The following is a 19,293-nucleotide window of genomic DNA, read 5'->3' as shown; positions in this document are numbered from 1 at the left end:
CAGTGACCGACATCGCAACCCGCGCGACACGCGTGGTGACTGCGACCACCGGAGGCCGCCGCCGTCGTATCGGCGGCGGCCCCCGGGCAGGCACCATCGCCGCGTTCCTGATCCCGTTCTTCCTCCCGTTCGTGCTGTTCTACCTCGTGCCGATCGGCTACGCGATCTGGCAGAGCCTGCTCGTCGTGCGGCGCACCGGCGGTCAGTACGGCACGTCGTACACGACCTTCGGCGGTTTTGATCAGTATGCGCAGGTGTTCCAGAACACCGAGTTCTGGAACAGCATCGGGCGCATCGGACTGTTCGGCATCGTGCAGGTGCCGGTCATGCTGTTCGTCGCGCTGATCATGGCACTGCTGCTCGACACCCCGCTGCTGAAGCTGAAGTCGTTCTTCCGCATCGCGGCGTTCATGCCGTACGCCGTGCCCGGCGTCATCGCCGCGATCATGTGGTCGTACCTCTACTCGCCGCAGCTCAGCCCCGTGGTCGACCTGCTCAAAGGCCTCGGCCTTCAGCCGGACTTCCTCGGCCCGGATGCCGTGCTGTGGTCGGCGGCGAACGTCTCCACCTGGCTCTGGACCGGCTACAACATGCTGATCATGTTCTCGGCGCTGCAGTCGATCCCGCAGGAGCTCTACGAGGCCGCCAAGCTCGACGGTGCCAGCAACTGGAAGATCGCCTGGCAGATCAAGGTCCCGATCATCGCCCCGTCGATCATCCTCACCACGGTGTTCTCGATCATCGGCACCCTGCAGCTCTACGCCGAGCCGGCCGTGCTGCGCCAGATCTCCTCGAACATCTCGAGCACGTTCACACCGAACATGCTCGCGTACGCGGTGGCCTCCGGGAACAACTACCAGCAGGCGGCGGCGATCTCCGTGGTCATCGCCGTCATCACCTTCGTCTTGAGCTTCGGGTTCATGCGACTGACCTCGAAGAGGGCCGGACTGTGAGCAACCAGCCCCCGATCCGCGAAAGCCACGTCAGCCGGACGGCCGTCATGGCTCTGATGTTCCTGCTGGCGATCTACTTCCTGCTGCCGATCTACTTCCTGATCGTCGCGGCGACGAAGCCGCAGGGCGACCTCGCCTCCACCAACGGACTGGCGTTCTCGCACTTCAACCTGTTCGACAACCTGAGCATCCTGTTCAGCCGCAACGGCGGCATCTTCGGGCGGTGGGCCCTGAACAGCGTGGTCTACGCGGTGGTGGGTGCGGCCGTCGGGACCCTGATCTCCGCCTTGTGCGGCTACGCGCTCGCCAAGTTCACCTTCCGGGGCCGCGAGTTCCTGTTCTCCGTGATCCTCGGCGGCATCCTCGTCCCCACCACGGCGCTCGCGCTCCCACTGTTCCTGCTGTTCTCCGCGACCGGGCTCGTGAACACCTACCTCGCGGTGTTCCTGCCGAGCATCGTCAGCCCGTTCGGCGTCTACCTGGCCCGTATCTTCGCCTCCGCCGCCGTCCCCCAGGAGATCCTCGAATCGGCACGCCTGGACGGCGCCGGCGAGTTCCGCACGTTCTTCTCGGTCGCGTTCAGGCTGATGACGCCCTCGCTGGTGACCATCTTCCTGTTCCAGTTCGTCGCCATCTGGAACAACTTCTTCCTGCCGATGGTGATGCTGCAGAAGGAGTCGCTCTTCCCGATCACCCTCGGCCTGTACGAGTGGAACGGCCAGACCGCCCGCGCCCCGCTCCTCCAGGAATCGGTGATCACCGGCTCGCTGGTCTCGATCGTGCCCGTGATCGTCCTGTTCATCCTCCTCCAGCGGTTCTGGCGCACCGGACTGGCCGCCGGCTCCCTCAAGTAACCCCGCGCCGCTCCCCCGTCGTACGCCTCGCCCCGCCAGCACAGAAGGTCCCGCCCGCATGCGCAATCCCGCCGTCTTCGTGCCCCACTTCCACTGGGACCGGGAATGGTATGAGCCGTTCCAAGTGTTCCGGCACCGCCTCGTCACCGCTCTCGACACCGTGCTGGAGACGGCCGAGGCGAACCCGGACTTCCGGTTCACCGTCGACGGGCAGATGGCCGCGGTCGAGGACTACCTGGAGATGCGTCCGGAGAACCGGGAACGTGTCGCCGCCCTGGTCGCCGAGGGCCGGCTCGCCATCGGGCCGTGGCTGATCCTGCTCGACGAGTTCCTCTGCTCCGGCGAGACCATCGTCCGCAACCTGCAGATGGGCTGGGCCGCCGCCGCGGAGCTCGGCGGCTCGATGCCCATCGGCTATCTACCGGACATGTTCGGCCACGTCGCGCAGATGCCACAGATCCTGGCACGCGCCGGTATCGAGCACGCGGCGCTGTGGCGCGGGGTGCCCGGCTCCGTCGACGGACACGCCTTCCGCTGGCGCGCCCCCGACGGCTCCGAGGTGCGGACCGAGTTCCTCTTCGACGGCTACGACAACGGGCTCGACGTCCTTCTGGTCCCCGACCAGATCAGGCGCGCGCTCGGCGAGTACGCGGAGATGACCGCCGAGCGGTGGGGCGACGACCCGGTGCTCGCGATGGCCGGCACCGACCACAACGCGCCCGACCCGCAGCTGGCGGCCTGGCTGCGCCGAGCCTCCAGCGACGAGCGTCCCATCACCATCGCGACGCTGGACGAGTACATCCGCAAGCACGTGCGCGACGAGGTCGCGGCCGTCGTCACCGGCGAGCTGCGCAGCCATGTGCGCGGCAACATCCTGCCCGGAGTGATCTCCGTGCGGCGCGGGCTGAAGCAGCGGATGGCCGTCGCCGAGCGCATCGTCGACCACGCCGAGCGGCTGAACGCCCTGTGGTCCCGGCGCGACGACTCGCGGTTCCTCTCGCTCGCCTGGCACAAGATCATCGAGTCGAGCGCGCACGACTCGGTCGTCGGCTCCGGCACGGACGAGACCGCCGACCAGGTGGACGCACGTCTCGCCGAGGCCTCGCAGGCGGCACGGGCCGTGCGGGACACGGCGCTCAGCGAGCCCGCCGCCCTGGTGCCCAGCGACGCCCACCTGGTCGCCAACCCGCTGCCCCTCCCGCGCACGGCGCTGGTCGAGGTCGATGTCGTCGCCCCGCCCGAGGGGAGCGTGCTCGTCGCGACCGCCGCCGACGGTTCGACGCACCCCGTGCAGCTCGTGTCGCAGGCCCCGACCGTGCTGAGCGACGAGCGCATGGACGCCTCGCAGCTCGAACGGGTTCTGCGCCGCATCCACCGCCGCGAGCTCTTCGGCCGGCTGATCGACCACTACGAGCTCACCCCCGGATCGCTCGTCTTCCACCTGGCCGAAGTGCCGACCAGCGGACCGTTCGACCTGCTGATCCTGCGCCGGGAGGTCGCCGCCGCGGCCGCCGCGCACCCGGGCGAGTGGCGGGTACTTACGGTGGAGGAGGCACGCGCGACCGCGTTGGTGCCCGTACACGTCCCCGCCTGCGGACTCGCGAGCTTCCGGGTCGCACCGGACGAGGCGGCCGCCGTGCAGCCGACGGCGTTCACGCCCGCGACGGCGACGGCCCGGACGCTGACCAACGGCCTGGTCGACGTGGCGGTCGCGGCCGACGGGACCCTGGACGTGACCGGGGCCGACGGCACGGTGCTGCGCGGGGTCGGCCGCCTGGTCGACGGCGGTGACCGGGGCGACAGCTACAACTACGCTCCCCCGGCGCGGGACGTGCTCGTGTCGGAGCCGGACGAGGTCGCCGTCGAGCTCCTCGAGAACGGCCCGCTGCGTTCGCGGATGCGTGTCACCCGCGTCTACGCCTGGCCCGCCGCGCTCTCCCCGGACCGCGACCTGCGCGACACCCGTACCGTGCCGACGCCGGTGGAGACTCTCGTGGAGGTGCGCGCGGGTGAGCCGTTCGTCCGCGTGTCCACCGCGTTCCTGAACCAGTCGGCCGACCACCGGCTGCGCTTCCACCTGCCGCTGCCCGAGCCGGTGGCCGGGTCCGCGTCCGCCGGGCAGTTCGCCGTCACCGAGCGGGGTCTCACGGCGGAGGGCGGCTGGGGCGAGTACCCGATCCCGACCTTCCCCGCGAGCACGTTCGTGTCGGCCGGTGCCACCACCGTCCTGCTCGACCACGTCACCGAGTACGAGGTCGTCGGCGACGGCTCCGAACTCGCCGTCACCCTGCTCCGCGCGATCGGCTCGATCAGCGTCAACATCCACCCCCTCCGTGACGAGCCCGCGGCGAGCGAGATCCCCGCGCCCGGCGCGCAGGACCTCGGCGTGCGCATCGAGAACCGTTTCGCCGTCGTCCCCTCGGCCACCGGCTGGCAGGCCGCGAACGCGGTGGCCCTCGCCGAGGAATTCCGCAACGACGTGCTGGTCACCCGTGGCACCGGCGCCGCCGGCGGCGACCTGCCCGCCGATGCGACCGGTGTGCGTGTCGAGGGCGCGGACGTCCTCGTCTCCAGCATCCGCCGCGTCACCGACGACGAGCACGGCGCCGGCACCGAGGTGCGGCTCGCCGCCCTGAGCGACACGGGCTCGACCGTGCGTATGACCGGCGCGTTCACGGAGGCCACCACGGTCGACCTGCTCGGCCGGCCACTCTCCGCGGCGCCGGTCGCGGACGGGCTGGAACTCGCCCTCGGCCCGTGGGAGATCCGCACGGTCGTGGTCCGGTAGCCGACCCCTGCCGGCGCTTCGGATCCCCCCTTGCTAACCAAGAAAGAGTCGTGACCCCGTGCACTCCGAGCCTTCCGCGTACGTTTCGGACACCACACCAGGTCGTGGCGCGCTGCGCCCGGCGCGCTCGTGGCTGCACTCCGACGCCCCCTCTCGATCGCTCAACGGGCCCTGGCACTTCCGTCTGTCGCCGACGGTGCCGGCGACGGAGGACTTCGCGGCCGAGGGCTTCGAGGACAGCGGCTGGGACACCATCCCGGTGCCCTCCCACTGGGTGCTCCATGGCGACGGGGCATATGGCCGGCCGATCTATACGAACGTGCAGTACCCGTTCCCGATCGACCCGCCTCATGTCCCGGACGAGAACCCCACCGGTGACTACCGCCGCCACTTCGAGGTGCCCGCCGACTGGTCGGACGCCGAGCGCGTCGTGCTGCGGTTCGACGGGGTCGAGTCGCTCTTCAGGGTGTGGGTCAACGGCGACGAGATCGGCAGCGCCAGCGGTAGCCGGCTCGCCCACGAGTTCGATGTGACGTCGGCCGTCCGCCCGGGCGACAACGTCGTCGCCGTGCGCGTGCACCAGTGGTCGGCGGCGAGCTACCTCGAGGACCAGGACCAGTGGTGGCTGCCGGGCATCTTCCGCGACGTCACCCTGCTCGCGCGCCCGGCCGGAGGCATCGAGGACGTCTGGCTGCGCACCGGGTTCGACCGCGGCAGCGGACGTATCGAGCCCGAGGTTGTCGCCGACGAGGCGGCGTACCCGATCACCCTTCGTGTGCCCGAACTCGGCGTCGAGCAGGTCTGGGCCGGGCCGTCCGAGGTGGCGCCGCTCGACATCGACGGCGTGGAGCCCTGGTCCGCCGAGCGGCCCCGCCTGTACGACGTCACCGTGTCGACGGCCGCGGAGACCGTCTCCCTGCGGCTGGGTTTCCGCACCGTCGAGATCCGCGGAGACCGGTTCCTGGTCAACGGCCGACGTGTGGTGTTCCACGGGATGAACCGCCATGAGACCCATCCCGAGCGCGGCCGCGTCTTCGACGAGGAGCACGCCCGCGAAGACCTGGCCCGCATGAAGCGGTTCAATGTGAACGCCATCCGCACCAGCCACTACCCGCCGCATCCGCGGCTGCTCGACCTCGCCGACGAGCTCGGATTCTGGGTCGTGCTCGAATGCGACCTGGAGACGCACGGCTTCGACAAGGTCGGCTGGACCGGCAATCCGAGCGACGACCCGGCGTGGCGGGAGGCGTACCTCGACCGCATCCAGCGCACCGTCGAGCGGGACAAGAACCATCCCAGCATCGTGATCTGGTCGCTCGGCAACGAAGCGGGGACCGGCAGCAACCTCGCCGCGATGTCGGCGTGGGTCCACGGCCGCGATCCCGAACGGCCTGTGCACTACGAAGGCGACCACGCCGGCGAATACACCGACATCTACTCGCGCATGTACGCGTCCGTGCTCGAGACCGAGCAGATCGGCACCGACGGCTCACGCGCCGCGCTGCTGAACTGCACTCCCGCGCAGGGCGCCCGCCAGCGCGCCAGGCCGTTCGTGCTCTGCGAGTACGCCCACGCGATGGGCAACGGGCCGGGGGCGCTGGACCAGTACGAGGCGCTTGTGCACGAGCATCCGCGACTGCACGGCGGCTTCGTCTGGGAATGGCGCGACCACGGCATCCTGACGACGACCCCGGACGGTACGCCCTTCTACGCGTACGGCGGCGACTTCAAGGAGGTCGTACACGATGGCAATTTCGTGATGGACGGGATGTTGTTGAGCAACGACGTCCCGACTCCCAGCCTGCATGAGTACAAGGCGGTCGCGCAGCCGGTCGGTTTCACCTTCGACGGCGACGACGTCGTGATCACAAACCTCCGGCACTCCGCTGACACCTCCGACCTGCGCTTCTGCTGGCGCGTCGAGCACGACGGGACACGCGTGGACTCCGGGGACATGAAGGTCGCCGTCATCCCGGCAGGTGAGTCGGAGCGGGTGCCGCTTCCCCAGTTCTCGATGTCGCAGGACGCGGAGTCGTGGCTGACCATCGATGCGGAATTGGCCGCCGGAACCGCCTGGGCACCCGAAGGGCATGTGATCGCGACCGCTCAGCTGGACCGTTCGGCGCCTCGTCCGGCACCTGGTGTGCGGCCCCGAACCGATTGGCAGCGGAGCGACGGGACGCTGACGCTCGGCATCGCCGAGTTCGTCGACGGGGCCCTGGTGCGCCTCGCCGGCCGCGCTGTGGCCGGCCCGCGGCTGGAACTGTTCCGTGCCCCCACCGACAACGACGAAGGCGCGTCGGAACAGGTCGAGGAGAGCGACGCCAGCGTGGCAGGGGTTTCCAATGCCGAACTGTGGCGTCGCGACGGTCTCGACCGGCTGACCACGCGGCGGCTGTCCGTGGAGCGCACCTCCGATGCGCTGCGAACGATCGCCAGGGTCTCCGCGGCGCACTCCGCCCTTTCGGTGATGGTGGAGACCGTCTGGTCGCTCGAGGGCGACGAACTCGAGCTGCGGGTGGAGATCGAGCCCTCCCGTGGTTGGCTCACGGTGTGGCCGCGGATCGGCATCCGTTTCGATCTGCCCGACGGGACGGCTCCCGTCGATGCCGCCGAGTGGTTCGGCCTCGGCCCGCACGAGTCCTACCCGGACAGTCTCCGCGCGGCGCGCACCGGCCGTTTCCTCTCCACCGTCCGCGATCTCTCCGTCGACTACGCCCGGCCTCAGGAGACGGGGCACCGCTCTCAGCTGCGACACCTGGCGCTGGCGAGTGCCGGAAGGACGGTGCTGCGCCTGAGGACGGTCCCGGACACGCACGGACGGCTCCCCGGCTTCACGCTCAGCCGTCACACCCCGCAGCAGATCGCGCAGGCCACACACCCGTTTGAGCTTCCGGAGTCCGCGACGAGTCATCTGATCGTCGATGCGGCCCAGCACGGGCTCGGCTCACGCGCCTGTGGACCGGATGTGTGGCCAGAGTTCGCGCTTCGCCCTGAGTCCCGCACAATCAGGCTTCGCATCACGGCGCGGTGAGGACGGCGGACACCCCCTGTGGTGGCCGCCCCCGGTCGGGTCAGGCTGCGGTGCCCTTGCCGTCGGCATCGGCGCCGCAGAACACCCTGGCGCGCTCTCCGTAGGGCTGCCCCGTGCGTCGGCCGTTTGTCTGCCAGAGGGCGGCCGGCACGGTCGTCCGGAAGGGAGCGGATCGACCGATGCCGTGCGGGGTGGTTCCGTCGACCGACCGGATGCGCCAGTCGTCACCGCGGCCCACGAGGGAGACGGCGTACATGGGCGGTATCTGAAGTCCCCACAAGGCCCGGGCCGGCGCGGACAGGGCATGGACGAGCAGCGCCCGGAACACCGCTGGTTCGGCGATGGCCACCACGCGACCGGTGTCGGAAGGCAGGCCACGCAGCCATGCGCCGGTCCGGCGGCAGAGGCGGCGCACGGATTCACCGCCGTGTGGCGCGGCATCGGGGTCGGTCAGCCACGCGCTGTACCCGAAAGGATCCTCGGCGACGACTTCGTCCACCGTGCGGCCGCGCCAGGTGCCGTAGTCGAGGTCGCGCAGCGCCGGCTCGACGACGGTCTGAAGTCCGAGCGCTGCCGCCGTCATGGCGCACCGGGTCGACGGCGACCGCAGGGCCGGCGAGTAGGGAGGAAGCGCCGACCGGGCGGTGCCGGCCTCGTGCAGGTCGTGGTCGCCTTGGGCTCCGTGACCGAAAACCGCGTCCACGGAGTCGTCCGTGGTGTGCGCACACAGTAGTGTCAGGCGGATCGTCATACGACTGCCCTCCTCCATTGGTCCGGCAATCCGTGGCCGGGTGCCCGACGGACCGATCGGCGCTGATCAGCCGTCCTGGTGAGGTTGCGCCGGCGCACGCCAGCGGTCAGCCGCCACCGGTGGCTCCGAAGTGGGAGAGTGGTCGGCAGCTAGTGCGTTGCCTCCAGGGTTTGCGAACCATGGTGCCGTAACCATCCGGCAGGAGTCCGAATTCATCCCCGCCGACTGGCTGGCGACCGCCCGCCGAGTGGACGGTCCCGGTGCGCCGCGAGCGCTGGACTGCGGGGCGCTTCCCGACGTGATACGAATCGAACAGTGATCCGGTGGCAAGTTGGAGCATGCGTGATCCGGGTACTGGTGGTCGACGATGAGGCCCTCATCCGTACGGGCTTCCGGCGCATCCTGGACGCCGCGGACGACATCGAGGTCGTGGCGGCGGTTCCCGGTGCGGACGCTGCCCGGATGGCACAGGAGATGCGTCCCGACGTCGTGCTGCTGGACATCCGCATGCCGGACGTGGACGGACTCACCGTTCTCGCCGATCTCCGCCGGCTGAGCGAGCCTCCGGTGGTGGCCATGCTCACGACGTTCGACATGGACGAGTACGTGGCCACAGCCCTTCGCTGCGGCGCGGCAGGCTTCCTGCTCAAGGACACCGACCCCGAGGAGCTGCCGTTCCTCGTGCGTGCCTTGGCGGACGGCGGCACCGTACTGTCGTCCAAGGTCACGCGGACGGTCGTGGACAGATACCTGGAGGCCGGCTGCCGGGAACCGGCCGCCCGCATCATGGAGCGCCTGACCGGCCGAGAACGCGCCGTGCTCGTCCTGATCGCCGAGGGACTGTCCAACTCCGAGATCGCCGCCCGGATGCATCTCAGCACCGGAACGGTCAAGGACCACGTGAGTGCCATCCTCACGAAACTGGAGGTCAGCAGCCGCGTCCAGGCGGCCCTGCTCGCCGAACGCGCCGGACTCCTCAACCCGCCCCGCAATCTGGAACCGGGATGATGACCCGCGCCCGCGCCCGAACACTGCGCGACATCGCACTCGTCGGCGCAGCACTGCTCGACGTGTGGATCCAGGTCAACCTCGACCAGCCGACACGGATGGCCTGCGCCCTGGCCGCCGCCTGGCTGCTTCTGCTGCGCCGGCGTCTGCCGCTGCTCACCTTCGTGCTCACCTTGCCCGCCGTCCTGGTCTCCGATGCGATCTTCGCCTCGCTGGCAGCGCTGTACTACCTGGCCACGGTCACCCGGCGGCGGGCTCTGCTGGCCGTCTGTGCCCTTGCGTACACCCTCTGCGACATGACGTCGTGGCCTTCGTTCCGGCTCGGCCTGTGGACCACGACAGCCCTGATCACCCTTGGCTACACCGCGGCGACGGCAGCGGCTCCGGTCTTCCTCGGCCAACTCGTCCAGGCCCACCGCGACCTGTCACTGCGGCTCGGCGAGGTCTTCGAGGCACGCGACCACGAGCGGCAGCTGGCCGCTCAGGCCACCCTGGCCAAGGAGCGGGCACAGCTCGCGCGCGAGATGCACGATGTGGTCTCCCACCAGGTGAGCCTGATCGCGGTACGAGCCGGGGCACTGCAGGTCGGCACACAGGACGCCGAGGCCAAGGAGGCCGCGACCACCATCCGGCGGCTGAGCGTGCAGACCCTGGACGAACTGCGCCACATGGTCAACGTTCTGCGCGATTCGCAGGGCATCCCGACGGAACTGACCCCGCAGCCCTCCCTCACCGATCTGCGGCGGCTGATCGACGGCAGCGGCCTCGACGCGGCCCTCACGACCGACCTGCCCGGCGGCCTCCCCCCGACCGTTCAGCGTGCTGTCTACCGCACCGTTCAGGAAGCCCTGACCAACGTGCGCAAACACGCCCCCGGCGCCTCCGCCACCGTGTGCGCCACCTGCCAGAGCGACACCGTCCGTGTCACCATCACCAACAGCGCTCCCACCCGCCCCGCCCTTCCCCTGCCCAGCTCCCACTACGGCCTGATCGGCCTGCAGCAGCGCGCTGCCCTCCTCGGCGGCACCGTCACCTCCGGGCCCACCCCCGAGGGCGGTTACGAGCTCCAGCTGGAACTGCCGGCCGAGCCGGCGCCATGACCGGGCCGGCCCCGGGCGGCCCGCACGCCTGCGCGCGGCCAGGGGGTGCGCATGTCCGGGGGTCCGCTCCCGTCTCCCGTTCGGCATACGCGGGCCTCCGATGCCGGCTCGGGGAAACACGGTACGGAGGCCCGCATTCCTATCTTCCGGCCTGGGCGCGCGAAATGCCGCGCGGCGGGCACATCGGCTACTCCCCATCGGCACCAGGCACCGGTTCAGGGGTCTGCCGCGCTTTGGCCGGCCGCGCACGGTTCGCCGATCGGCCGAGCGGTTGCGACCATACGGCGGTCGGACACCCGAGCCGGCACTGTGGGCCGTCGGTGGGCAAAATGCCCCGCGCCCCCTTGCGCCTGCCGCCGGGTCGCCCTTGCCGGGTTGAACAATTGCCCTGGTCAAGGCGCACGTATGCGTCTGAGCGGCACCGAGGAGGACGACCGATGGACGCAGCAGGACGTCCGGATCGCAGAGCTCTGCTCACGGGTGCACTGGTGAGCGCTGCGGTCGGACTGGCGGGGTGCGCACCGAGGAGCATGGTCGCGACGGCGGCCAGCCCTTCGCCACAGGCACGGCCGACCACGCCGGCGGCGGCCTTCGCGAGACTGATGGAAGGCAACAAGCGCTGGGTGAGCGGAGATCTCGAGCACCCAGACCGCGACCCGGACCGGCGCCAGTTCGTGGCACAGGAGCAGATGCCCTATGCGGCGATCCTCTCGTGCATCGACTCCCGGGTACCGCCTGAGCTCCTCTTCGACACCGGGCTGGGTGACCTCTACGTCATGCGTACAGGCGGGCAGACGATCGGACCGGAGGTCACCGGTTCCGTCGAGTACGGGCCCATGACGAGTGGCACCCCACTCGTCGTGGTCCTCGGCCATCAGCGCTGCGGCGCCATCGACGCGGCGTACAAGTCCATGCGTGCGGGCAAACCGCTTCCCGGCAATCTGCAGGCGATCGCCAAGGCCCTGCAGCCGGCCTACGAGCAGGCGGCGCGCGAGGGCGGCACCGACCCGGTCGAGACCATGGCCCGGGCTCAGGTCAAGTTGACCGCGACCGACCTGCGCTCCAACCGGGACCTCGCCCCGCTCGTGGCGAAGGGCACTCTTGCCGTGGTCGGCGCCTACTACTCGCTCGACACCGGCCAGGTGGAGGTACTGGCCGGCGTACCGTCCTGAGCCGGCACATGGAAACAGACAGACCTGTCTGTTAGGTTTGGTGGACGCCGGGGCTGCCGAGCCCTTCCTGAGACGAGGTGACACCCATGCCCGCCACCGTCAAGCGACCGCCCGCACGCGAACGGATCCTGGCCACGGCCGGCGATCTGTTCGAGGCCCACGGGCTGCGCGGCGTGGGCGTGGACCGCATCATCGCGGACTCCGGCGTCGCGAAGGCCACCCTGTACGCACAATTCCCGTCCAAGGACGAGCTGGCGGCGGAGTACCTGCGCCGCACCGACGAGTCCTGGCGGGGCAAGCTGCGCCGCGCGGCGCTCGCCGCGGGAAGCGACCCCCGTGATCAGCTGGTCGGCCTGTTCGACGCCGTCGCGGAGTCCTACGGGCGCCATGGATTCCACGGCTGCCCGTTCATCAACGCGGCCGCCGAGAGCGAGCCGGGAAGCGCACCGCATGCCGTCACGGTCGAGCACAAGGCGACCGTACGGACCTGGGTGCGCGGCCTGGCCGAAGGAGCCGGCGCGCGGGACGCCGACGAGTTGGCGCTGCAGCTCACCCTGCTCATCGACGGCACTCTGGCCGCCGGCAAGCTGGAGCAGAACCCCGCCATGCCCGCCGCCGCCAAGGCCGCGGCTCGCGCGCTGGTGGACCAGGCCTGCCCGTCCACCCCCTGACAGCTCCCCCATCCCCTCACTGCGGTCGGGGGATTTCTCAGCCACCAAGAAGACAGACCTGTCTGTCTGGAAGGAAGCCCCGTGACAACCCGCGCCCTCGTTCTGCTCGCCCACCCGGCCCTGGACCGGTCGCGGATCAACTCCGCCCTCGCCGAGGCCGTGCGCGACCTGGAACACATCACCCTGCACGACATCTACGCCGTCTATCCCGACCGGGTCATCGACGTGGCCGCCGAGCAGCGACTGGTGCGCGAGCACGACGTGATCGTCTTCCAGTTCCCGTTCCACTGGTACTCGGTCCCCGGCTTCCTCAAGCAGTGGCTGGACGACGTGATGCTGCGTGACTTCGCCTACGACTCCGGCCCCCTCCTGCAGGGCAAGACCCTCCAACTCGTCACCTCGACCGGCGGCATCGAGGAGGCCTACCGGCCCGGCGGCTTCCACCGCTTCCCCCTGGAGGAACTGCTGCGGCCGCTGGAGCAGACCGCCCACCGTATGGGCCTGGCCTATGCCGAGCCGCTCGTCCTGCACGACGCCCGTGGCACCAGTGACGAGCAACTGGCCCTGCACGCCAAGCGCTACCGCGCGCTGCTGGAGGACTTCCGGCACCGGGTGTAGCAAGAGCGGATCCCGACCGCGACACGATCCCTGCCGTCCTCAGCCCACGTCACCCGCCCGCGGCCGGGATCGGCCGCGCAGGCGACCGGTCTCCGGCGGCGACCTGCCAAATCCCGAATCCGGCCGAACCGGCACATACAATCTCAAAGCCTGACAGATTCGCCATGCGCACTCGCGGCGTGTTTCCGGAGGCATCATGAGTCAGCAGCCGGTCCTGCTTCCCTACTCCGACCCGGCCTTCGTCACGGACCCCTTCCCGGTCTACCGGCAACTGCGCGACGACGGTCCGGTCCAGCGCGCCGTCATCGCCGGCGGCCTGGAGGCCTGGCTGGTCATGCGCTACGAGGACGCGCTGGCCGCCCTGTCCGACCCGCGACTGAGCAGCGACGTCCGCGACGCGTCGGACCCCCGGCTCACGCAGCAGCTGCCCGTGACGGAGCGCGAGTCCTTTCTGCGCAACATGCTCCGCGCCGACCCGCCCGACCACACCCGCCTGCGCCGCCTGGTCTCGAAGGCGTTCACCGCGCGCAGGGTGGCCGAGCTGAGGCCCCGGGTCCAGGAGATCACCGACCGTCTGCTCGACGCAGTCGTATCGAACGGTCGTGCGGACCTCGTCGCAGACCTGGCCCTGCCGCTTCCCGTCAACGTGATCAGCGAACTGCTCGGCGTCCCTGCCGCAGACCGCCGCGACTTCCAGCACTGGACCGACGACATGATCCGGCGGGGAACCGAACTGCCGGACCCGGCCGTGGTGGACGCGGCATGGCGGCGCATGCGCTCGTACCTGACCGACCTCCTGCGGGCCAAACGAACCCGGCCGGCAGACGACCTGCTCAGTGCGCTGATCGTCGCCCGGGACGAGGAACAGCGGCTGGACGAGGACGAACTCGTCGCCATGGCATTCCTGTTGCTGGTCGCCGGATACATCACCACCGTCAATCTGATCGGGGGCGGCATCTCCGTGCTGCTCGCCCACCCCGACCAGTTGCAGACACTGCGCGACGATCCGGCACTGCTGCCGGACGCGATCGAGGAGTTCCTCCGCTACGACGGGCCGGTCAACCCGGGGATCGCACGGTTCGCGCGCGAGGACGTCGAGATCGGGGGCGTGACGATCCCGCGCGGTGCAACGGTGCTGATCGCATCCGCGATCGCCGACCGTGATCCAAGCCGGTTCGCCGACCCCGATCGCCTGGACATCGCGCGCCGGGACAACGCGCATCTCGCGTTCGGGCACGGGATTCACTACTGCCTGGGGGCGCCGCTGGCCCGGTTGGAGGGTCAGATCGCCATCGGTACCGTCTTGCGCCGGCTTCCCCGGCTCGCTCTCGCCGTACCACCGGGCGACCTGCGGTGGAGGCCCAGCGGCCTGCGCGGCCCCGAGCGCCTGCCCGTCACCTTCACGGCCGGCTGTCCCGAGCCGGCCTCTACGGCTTGAGCCGTCTCGCTTCCACGGAACAGGGCTCACGCATCGCCCTGGTCTCCCTTGTCCTGCTGGGCGAGGGCGACCAGGTCGGCGTAGCGGACGACCGCGCCTCCGGCACCCCACGTGCCGTCCTGCTGCTCATGGACCAGCACCCACACGCGCAGCGCGTCATCGGGTGCCAGTCCGGCGGCCTTCAGCACGGTCCGGGCCGCGTCCTCGACCAGCCCGGCCTTTCGGCGCTCGGAGAGGGCGCCCTCGGGCACGGTGACGTCCACCAGGAACCGCGGCTCCTCGTCGTGCGCCGTGGTCTGCGCACCGTCCGGCAGTTCGATCAGGTAGCTCCACGCCTGGGCGCGGAAGAAGGGCGTGTCGGGCGCGCCCTCCCAGCGCAGCAGGACCTCGGCGAGGTCGCGCTGAACAGCCTTGCGGCCCTCGTCGGTCAGTGAACCGGTCGGGGCGGTCAGTCGGATCATCGGCACGGCAGCTCACTCCTCGTCGTCGCGAAGCTCTATGACAGTCGCTATAGGCCGGCGTCACGCTAGACTATGACGATCGTTATAGCCAGAGGGAGTGCCCGCGTGACCAGAACGAGTCCGCAGGCCCGCGAGCGGATCGTGGCGGGCGCCGCCGACATGATCAGCCGACGGGGTCTGAGCGCCACCAGCATCCGGGAGATGGCCAAACACGCCAAGGCTCCGCTCGGCTCCACGTACCACTACTTCCCCGAAGGCAAGCAGCAACTGGCCACCGAGGCGGTCCGCCACACCGGGGAAACCATCGCCAGGAGTCTGCGCAAGGAACTCCAGGCGGGCCCCACCGCCGGGCTCAAGGCGTTCCTCGCGCTGTGGCGCAAGATCGTCGTCGACACCGGCTTCCACGCCGGCTGCCCCGTCCTGGCCGTCTCCATCGAGGAACCCCCGACCGAGGAGATCCCGCCCACCCTGGTGGCCGCGGCCGAGGTCTTCGAGGACTGGGAGAACCTGCTGGCCGCCTCCCTGCGTGAACACGGCGCCGATGCCGAGCACGCCGCCCAGCTCGCCACGCTCATCGTCGCGGCCGTCGAGGGGACCGTGGCCATGTGCCGCGCCAAGCGCAACACCCAGCCCCTCGACCGCACCTCCGAGCAACTCCTGGCACTCGTCGCGAGCGCGACCAGGAGCTGAACCGCGTCCCGCACCTGGCCCTGGCGGAACGGCCGAGGGACCGGTAGCTCTTCCCTCAGCCGCCGAGTGCGACGCGGATCGCCTTGGCCTTCTCCTCGGTGAAAACGCCGCTCTCGAGGAGGGACAGAGCGGACAGCACGCCGCCACGCGATCCCCAGCTGCCCTCGTCGATCACACGGAAGTTGACCCACCACGCCGGCGACGACTCGTCCACGCCACAGGCCTCGGTCATCGCGGCCAGAGTGCGCTCGAGGACCTCGGCTCTGACCTCCTGGCGCCAGTCGCCGCCCATGACGAAGTGCACCTGGAAGCCGACCCCTGCCGGCGGGGCGAACCGGCCCACCTCGGGGACCAGCACCGCATCCGTCAGCGTCTCGGCCAGCCTCCAGCGCTGCTCCAGGCTCACCAGTTGGATTAGCGAAGCGTAGTGAACCTGTGGCAGAGTGCTACGCACACGCCCGGCGCCCAGGCGACGTCGGGCACCCTCCTCGGTCGGGTCTTGCGGCCCGGTCGACCGGCGTCCGGAGGGACGTGCCACGCGGGCTGACGGCTCCTGCCGTTCAGTACCAGGGCACGAAGGCGATTGGCTCCCAAGGCTGAGCAACGCTCAGGCTCGCCAAGCCAATCAGAGACGCTCAGGCGCCCCTTGGCGCTGCTCACGGTGATGACACTGCCTCCTACAACGATCGTTGCAGGAGGCAGTGGTGACCGATTATAACGAGTGTCATATCCCGGTTGCGGACGTCCCTCCCCGCACCGCCACGGAGCGAACTCGTGTTGCTGCCACGAGCCGACGGCCGTGTCGGTCAGCGACGGTCATGCCGTCCCGCTGTCGTCCATCCGCTCGCCCTCGGCCTGGGACGGTTCGCTCCTGGGGACGTCGGGGTGCTGCTCCGTGACCGCGCGCTCGGATGGTTCATCGCGCTCGCCCTCGGCCTGGGAGGGGGTGCGGGAGTACAGCCCGGCATCGTATTCCGAGGCTCGGTTCGACATGGTGGGTCTCCCTTTTCCGCTCATCTCCCATGGTCCTCCTCGGACACCCGCAGGGCGACAGCAGCCGGCCCCGCAATCCGGCCCGGCAGGCGGCGGCACACGCCCGGCAGGCATGGCACCTGCCGGTCGCAGGGCTCGCGGAGAACACACCAGGACACTCAAGACGCGGGAGCGGGAAGCGGGTGCTGCGACACATCGGGGTCGATATGAGACGGTGGTGCGAGGGAACCCCCGCCCGTGAACGGTCGTGCAGCATGGGTTTTACGGACATGGCGCACGAACATCGGGGCGATCCGCTCGGCATCACTTCCGCCGCCGTCGCCCTGGTGGACGCCTACGGCTTGATCCAGTACTGGAGCCGCAGGGCACAGGCTCTGCTCGGCTATTCGGCAGCGGGTGTCCTTCGGCGGCCCGTGACGTCGCTGCTGGCGAGCGAAGAAGCGCTCTCGTCCGCACTGGCCGAAGGGCGGCGGGTCGGGGACGGCTGGGAGAGCGTGGTCACCGCACGTCACTGTGCGGGGCATCGGATCGAACTCGCACTGCGCGCATGCCCGCTGCGCACCGGCGAGGGGTCCAGCTGGCTGTTCGTTGCCTGCGACATCAGCGCATCGCACAAGTGGGAACAGGAGCAGACGGTGATGGGCCGCCTGCTGGAATGGGCGGTGACGGCTGGCATCGTCGGCGATACCGAGCACTCGGGCCACGGGGAGGACCGCGTGCCGCAGGGCATGGAAGACCTGCTGCGGTCGCACCTGCCCCCTGTGACGACGTCTGCCGGGGAGTCCGGGCAGACGGCGCCGGCTCCCAGCGGGCAGGGCACGCCGTTGCTGCTCTCGGCGCCCGTGAAGCCCACCTTCGGACTGCCCGCGACGGCTCGGGAGGGGAAGACGCTCGCTCCGCGCCCCACCTCCGCTGCCACCACACCGCGGGACGGGGCGCGCGAGCGGCTCGCGTTGATCAACGAGGCGGGGCATCGCATCGGCAGCACGCTGGATCTCGACTGTACGGTCAACGAGTTGGCTGAAGTGCTGGTACCTCAGCTGGCCGATTTCGTGGCGATCGACCTCTTCCAGGGCGGCTTCGCCTCCGCGGACCTCACAACGGGGTCAGCGACCGGGGGCACCCTCACACGGGCAGCCCATCTCTCGATCCACAAGGATCTACCGGAAGTGGTCGTGGCCATCGGGGAACCGACCAGGTACCCGCCGAGGTCCCCTCAACAGCGCTGTCTGAAGGCCGGGCGGTCGGTCCTCGACGCGGTGCTGGCCCCCACGACATCGTGGCTCACCGAGGATCCGCTGCGCTTGGAGACACTGCGCCGACTCGGCGTGCACTCGCACCTGACGGTCCCGCTCATGGCCCGGGGAGTGACCATGGGAGTGGTCACCCTGCTGCGTTGGGAGAACCCGAACGCGTTCGACGAGGACGACCTGCTGCTCATCGAGGAGTTGGTGGCCCGGGCGGCGGTGTGTGTGGACAACGCCCGGCGGTTCGCTCGTGAGCACAACGCTGCGCTCACCCTCCAGACCAGCCTGTTGCCACCCGACCTGCCCGACTACAGCGCTGTCGAGATCGCCTATCGCTATCTGCCGGCCGATGCCGAGGCCGGCGTCGGAGGCGACTGGTTCGATGTCATTCCCCTGTCCGGTGCGCGGGTCGCGCTGGTGGTGGGTGATGTCATCGGCCACGGCATCCATGCCGCGGCAAGCATGGGCCGTCTCCGGGCGGCTGTGCAGACGCTCGCTGATCTGGATCTGCCGCCCGACGAGCTCCTGGCCCAGGTCGACGACCTCGTTCTGCGCCTGGCGGACGAGGCGGAAGCGGCCACGGACGGTCCGCTGGTGATCGGAGCGACGTGCGTCTACGCCGTGTACGACCCGATCTCGAGGAAGCTCAACGTGGCGCGCGCCGGACATCCAAGCCCCGCGATAGCCCATCTGCGTGAGCCCGTCGAGTTCCCGGACATCCCCGCCGGACCCCCACTGGGGCTGGGTGGCCTGCCCTTCGAGTCGGCGGAGATCGAGGTGGAGGAGGGGAGCGTCATCGCGCTCTACACCGATGGCCTGATCGAGGCGTCGGACCGCGATGTCGACGTCGGCTTCGAGCGGCTGTGCTTCGCGCTGGCCCATCCTGATCGGCCGCTGGAGGAGATCTGCGACACGATGCTCCGCACCCTGCTACCGGACCACCCGCATGACGACGTCGCCTTTCTGATCGCCCGCACGCACATCCTCACCTCCGACCGCTTCACCTCCTGGGAGGTACCAGCCGACCCCCGGGCCGTGCACGAGGTACGCGGCAAGGCCGCCCGTCAGCTGACCGCGTGGGGCCTGGAGCGCCTCGCCTTCACCACCGAGCTCATCGTGAGTGAACTGGTCACCAACGCCATCAGGCATGCCTCCGGGCCGATCGGCCTTCGCCTGATCCGGGATCGCAGCCTCATATGCGAGGTGTCGGACGCCAGCAACACGGCTCCCCATATGCGACGTTCACACGTCACCGACGAAGGGGGGCGAGGGCTGTTCCTGGTCGCGCAGGTGGCCCAGCGCTGGGGCACCCGCTACACCGCCACGGGCAAGACGGTATGGGCGGAGCTGCAACTCCCGGTCGCACACGCCTCGCGCGACGGCAGACCGTCCATCGGTCCCGGCAGCGGCGGCGGCGCTTAGCTTGATGTTTAACCTCGCTGCTGTTTCAAGCGGACGTGTTCGGTGAGGGTTTCGGCTCGTTTCACGGTCTTCCCGGGCTCGTGTCGTGGTGCT

Annotated in this window: 16 protein-coding genes; 12 read left to right on the top strand and 4 right to left on the bottom strand. The window is 69.9% G+C overall.

Features of this window, described 5'->3' with window-relative positions:
- Nucleotides 1–2 precede the first annotated feature (2 nt).
- Genes ACWDA7_RS27295 through ACWDA7_RS27280 form a run of 4 tightly spaced genes read left to right on the top strand, consistent with a single transcriptional unit; the run spans nucleotide 3 to nucleotide 7,629 of the window.
- Nucleotides 3–953: a carbohydrate ABC transporter permease gene (locus tag ACWDA7_RS27295; RefSeq protein WP_450607184.1), complete on the top strand. Its 951-nt coding sequence runs from the start codon at nucleotides 3–5 to the stop codon at nucleotides 951–953.
- A gap of 47 nt (nucleotides 954–1,000) precedes the next feature.
- Nucleotides 1,001–1,807, top strand: coding sequence for a carbohydrate ABC transporter permease (locus tag ACWDA7_RS27290; RefSeq protein ID WP_450607182.1), 807 nt, complete (start codon nucleotides 1,001–1,003; stop codon nucleotides 1,805–1,807).
- Nucleotides 1,808–1,865: 58 nt separating this feature from the next.
- Nucleotides 1,866–4,595, top strand: coding sequence for a glycoside hydrolase family 38 N-terminal domain-containing protein (locus ACWDA7_RS27285; protein WP_450607148.1), 2,730 nt, complete (start codon nucleotides 1,866–1,868; stop codon nucleotides 4,593–4,595).
- Between the two features lie 58 nt (nucleotides 4,596–4,653).
- Entirely contained in the window at nucleotides 4,654–7,629 is a 2,976-nt protein-coding gene (locus tag ACWDA7_RS27280; protein WP_450607146.1) for a glycoside hydrolase family 2 TIM barrel-domain containing protein, read from the top strand.
- 40 nt (nucleotides 7,630–7,669) lie between these two features.
- Here the strand turns inward: ACWDA7_RS27280 and ACWDA7_RS27275 are convergent, their stop codons facing one another.
- Nucleotides 7,670–8,380 carry a histidine phosphatase family protein gene (locus ACWDA7_RS27275; RefSeq protein ID WP_450607144.1) on the bottom strand — a complete coding sequence of 237 codons (711 nt, stop codon included), beginning with the start codon at nucleotides 8,378–8,380 and terminating at the stop codon, nucleotides 7,670–7,672.
- A gap of 342 nt (nucleotides 8,381–8,722) precedes the next feature.
- On the opposite strand from ACWDA7_RS27275, the gene ACWDA7_RS27270 reads away from it, so the two are divergent.
- The 6 genes from ACWDA7_RS27270 (at nucleotide 8,723) to ACWDA7_RS27245 (ending at nucleotide 14,387) form a co-directional block, all read left to right on the top strand.
- Nucleotides 8,723–9,388: a response regulator gene (locus ACWDA7_RS27270; RefSeq protein WP_450607142.1), complete on the top strand. Its 666-nt coding sequence runs from the start codon at nucleotides 8,723–8,725 to the stop codon at nucleotides 9,386–9,388.
- Complete coding sequence (locus tag ACWDA7_RS27265) at nucleotides 9,385–10,488, top strand: sensor histidine kinase (protein ID WP_450607140.1); 1,104 nt, start codon at nucleotides 9,385–9,387, stop codon at nucleotides 10,486–10,488. Before ACWDA7_RS27270 ends, ACWDA7_RS27265 begins: the two co-directional genes overlap by 4 nt.
- A gap of 437 nt (nucleotides 10,489–10,925) precedes the next feature.
- Entirely contained in the window at nucleotides 10,926–11,660 is a 735-nt protein-coding gene (locus tag ACWDA7_RS27260) for a carbonic anhydrase (RefSeq protein ID WP_359398468.1), read from the top strand.
- An 86-nt stretch (nucleotides 11,661–11,746) separates the two neighbouring features.
- A complete protein-coding gene (locus ACWDA7_RS27255; RefSeq protein ID WP_450607138.1) occupies nucleotides 11,747–12,331 on the top strand; it encodes a TetR/AcrR family transcriptional regulator in 585 nt (194 codons plus the stop codon).
- 81 nt (nucleotides 12,332–12,412) lie between these two features.
- Nucleotides 12,413–12,949, top strand: a complete 537-nt coding sequence (locus ACWDA7_RS27250) for an NAD(P)H-dependent oxidoreductase (protein ID WP_450607136.1) — start codon at nucleotides 12,413–12,415, stop codon at nucleotides 12,947–12,949.
- Nucleotides 12,950–13,145: 196 nt separating this feature from the next.
- A complete protein-coding gene (locus ACWDA7_RS27245) occupies nucleotides 13,146–14,387 on the top strand; it encodes a cytochrome P450 family protein (protein ID WP_450607134.1) in 1,242 nt (413 codons plus the stop codon).
- A 26-nt stretch (nucleotides 14,388–14,413) separates the two neighbouring features.
- On the opposite strand, the gene ACWDA7_RS27240 is transcribed toward ACWDA7_RS27245, so the two are convergent.
- Nucleotides 14,414–14,854 carry a tautomerase family protein gene (locus tag ACWDA7_RS27240; RefSeq protein WP_450607132.1) on the bottom strand — a complete coding sequence of 147 codons (441 nt, stop codon included), beginning with the start codon at nucleotides 14,852–14,854 and terminating at the stop codon, nucleotides 14,414–14,416.
- A gap of 99 nt (nucleotides 14,855–14,953) precedes the next feature.
- Between ACWDA7_RS27240 and ACWDA7_RS27235 the strand changes: the two genes are divergently transcribed.
- Complete coding sequence (locus ACWDA7_RS27235) at nucleotides 14,954–15,538, top strand: TetR/AcrR family transcriptional regulator (protein WP_450607130.1); 585 nt, start codon at nucleotides 14,954–14,956, stop codon at nucleotides 15,536–15,538.
- A 55-nt stretch (nucleotides 15,539–15,593) separates the two neighbouring features.
- Here the strand turns inward: ACWDA7_RS27235 and ACWDA7_RS27230 are convergent, their stop codons facing one another.
- Together ACWDA7_RS27230 and ACWDA7_RS27225 are read right to left on the bottom strand one after the other, a co-directional pair.
- Entirely contained in the window at nucleotides 15,594–15,944 is a 351-nt protein-coding gene (locus ACWDA7_RS27230) for a tautomerase enzyme (protein WP_450607128.1), read from the bottom strand.
- Between the two features lie 410 nt (nucleotides 15,945–16,354).
- Nucleotides 16,355–16,531 (bottom strand): hypothetical protein, encoded by a 177-nt coding sequence (locus ACWDA7_RS27225; protein WP_450607126.1) that lies wholly within the window; start codon nucleotides 16,529–16,531, stop codon nucleotides 16,355–16,357.
- Nucleotides 16,532–16,800: 269 nt separating this feature from the next.
- On the opposite strand from ACWDA7_RS27225, the gene ACWDA7_RS27220 reads away from it, so the two are divergent.
- The gene (locus tag ACWDA7_RS27220; RefSeq protein ID WP_450607124.1) at nucleotides 16,801–19,200 is read left to right on the top strand and encodes a SpoIIE family protein phosphatase; all 2,400 of its coding nucleotides are present in this window, start codon (nucleotides 16,801–16,803) and stop codon (nucleotides 19,198–19,200) included.
- Nucleotides 19,201–19,293: the final 93 nt, after the last annotated feature.

It is taken from the genome of Streptomyces sp. NPDC001156 (assembly GCF_053598275.1).
Note: the sequence above shows the minus strand (reverse complement) of the source record. Positions and strands in the feature narration are given on the sequence as shown.

Excerpts from the sequence above, each read along its gene's own strand:
- ACWDA7_RS27290 (WP_450607182.1), top strand. The coding sequence starts at position 1,001 with ATGGCTCTGATGTTCCTGCTGGCGATCTACTTCCTGCTGCCGATCTAC.
- ACWDA7_RS27285 (WP_450607148.1), top strand. The coding sequence starts at position 1,866 with ATGCGCAATCCCGCCGTCTTCGTGCCCCACTTCCACTGGGACCGGGAA.
- ACWDA7_RS27275 (WP_450607144.1), bottom strand. The coding sequence starts at position 8,380 with ATGACGATCCGCCTGACACTACTGTGTGCGCACACCACGGACGACTCC.
- ACWDA7_RS27265 (WP_450607140.1), top strand. The coding sequence starts at position 9,385 with ATGATGACCCGCGCCCGCGCCCGAACACTGCGCGACATCGCACTCGTC.
- ACWDA7_RS27260 (WP_359398468.1), top strand. The coding sequence starts at position 10,926 with ATGGACGCAGCAGGACGTCCGGATCGCAGAGCTCTGCTCACGGGTGCA.
- ACWDA7_RS27255 (WP_450607138.1), top strand. The coding sequence starts at position 11,747 with ATGCCCGCCACCGTCAAGCGACCGCCCGCACGCGAACGGATCCTGGCC.
- ACWDA7_RS27245 (WP_450607134.1), top strand. The coding sequence starts at position 13,146 with ATGAGTCAGCAGCCGGTCCTGCTTCCCTACTCCGACCCGGCCTTCGTC.
- ACWDA7_RS27225 (WP_450607126.1), bottom strand. The coding sequence starts at position 16,531 with ATGTCGAACCGAGCCTCGGAATACGATGCCGGGCTGTACTCCCGCACC.
- ACWDA7_RS27220 (WP_450607124.1), top strand. The coding sequence starts at position 16,801 with ATGGCGCACGAACATCGGGGCGATCCGCTCGGCATCACTTCCGCCGCC.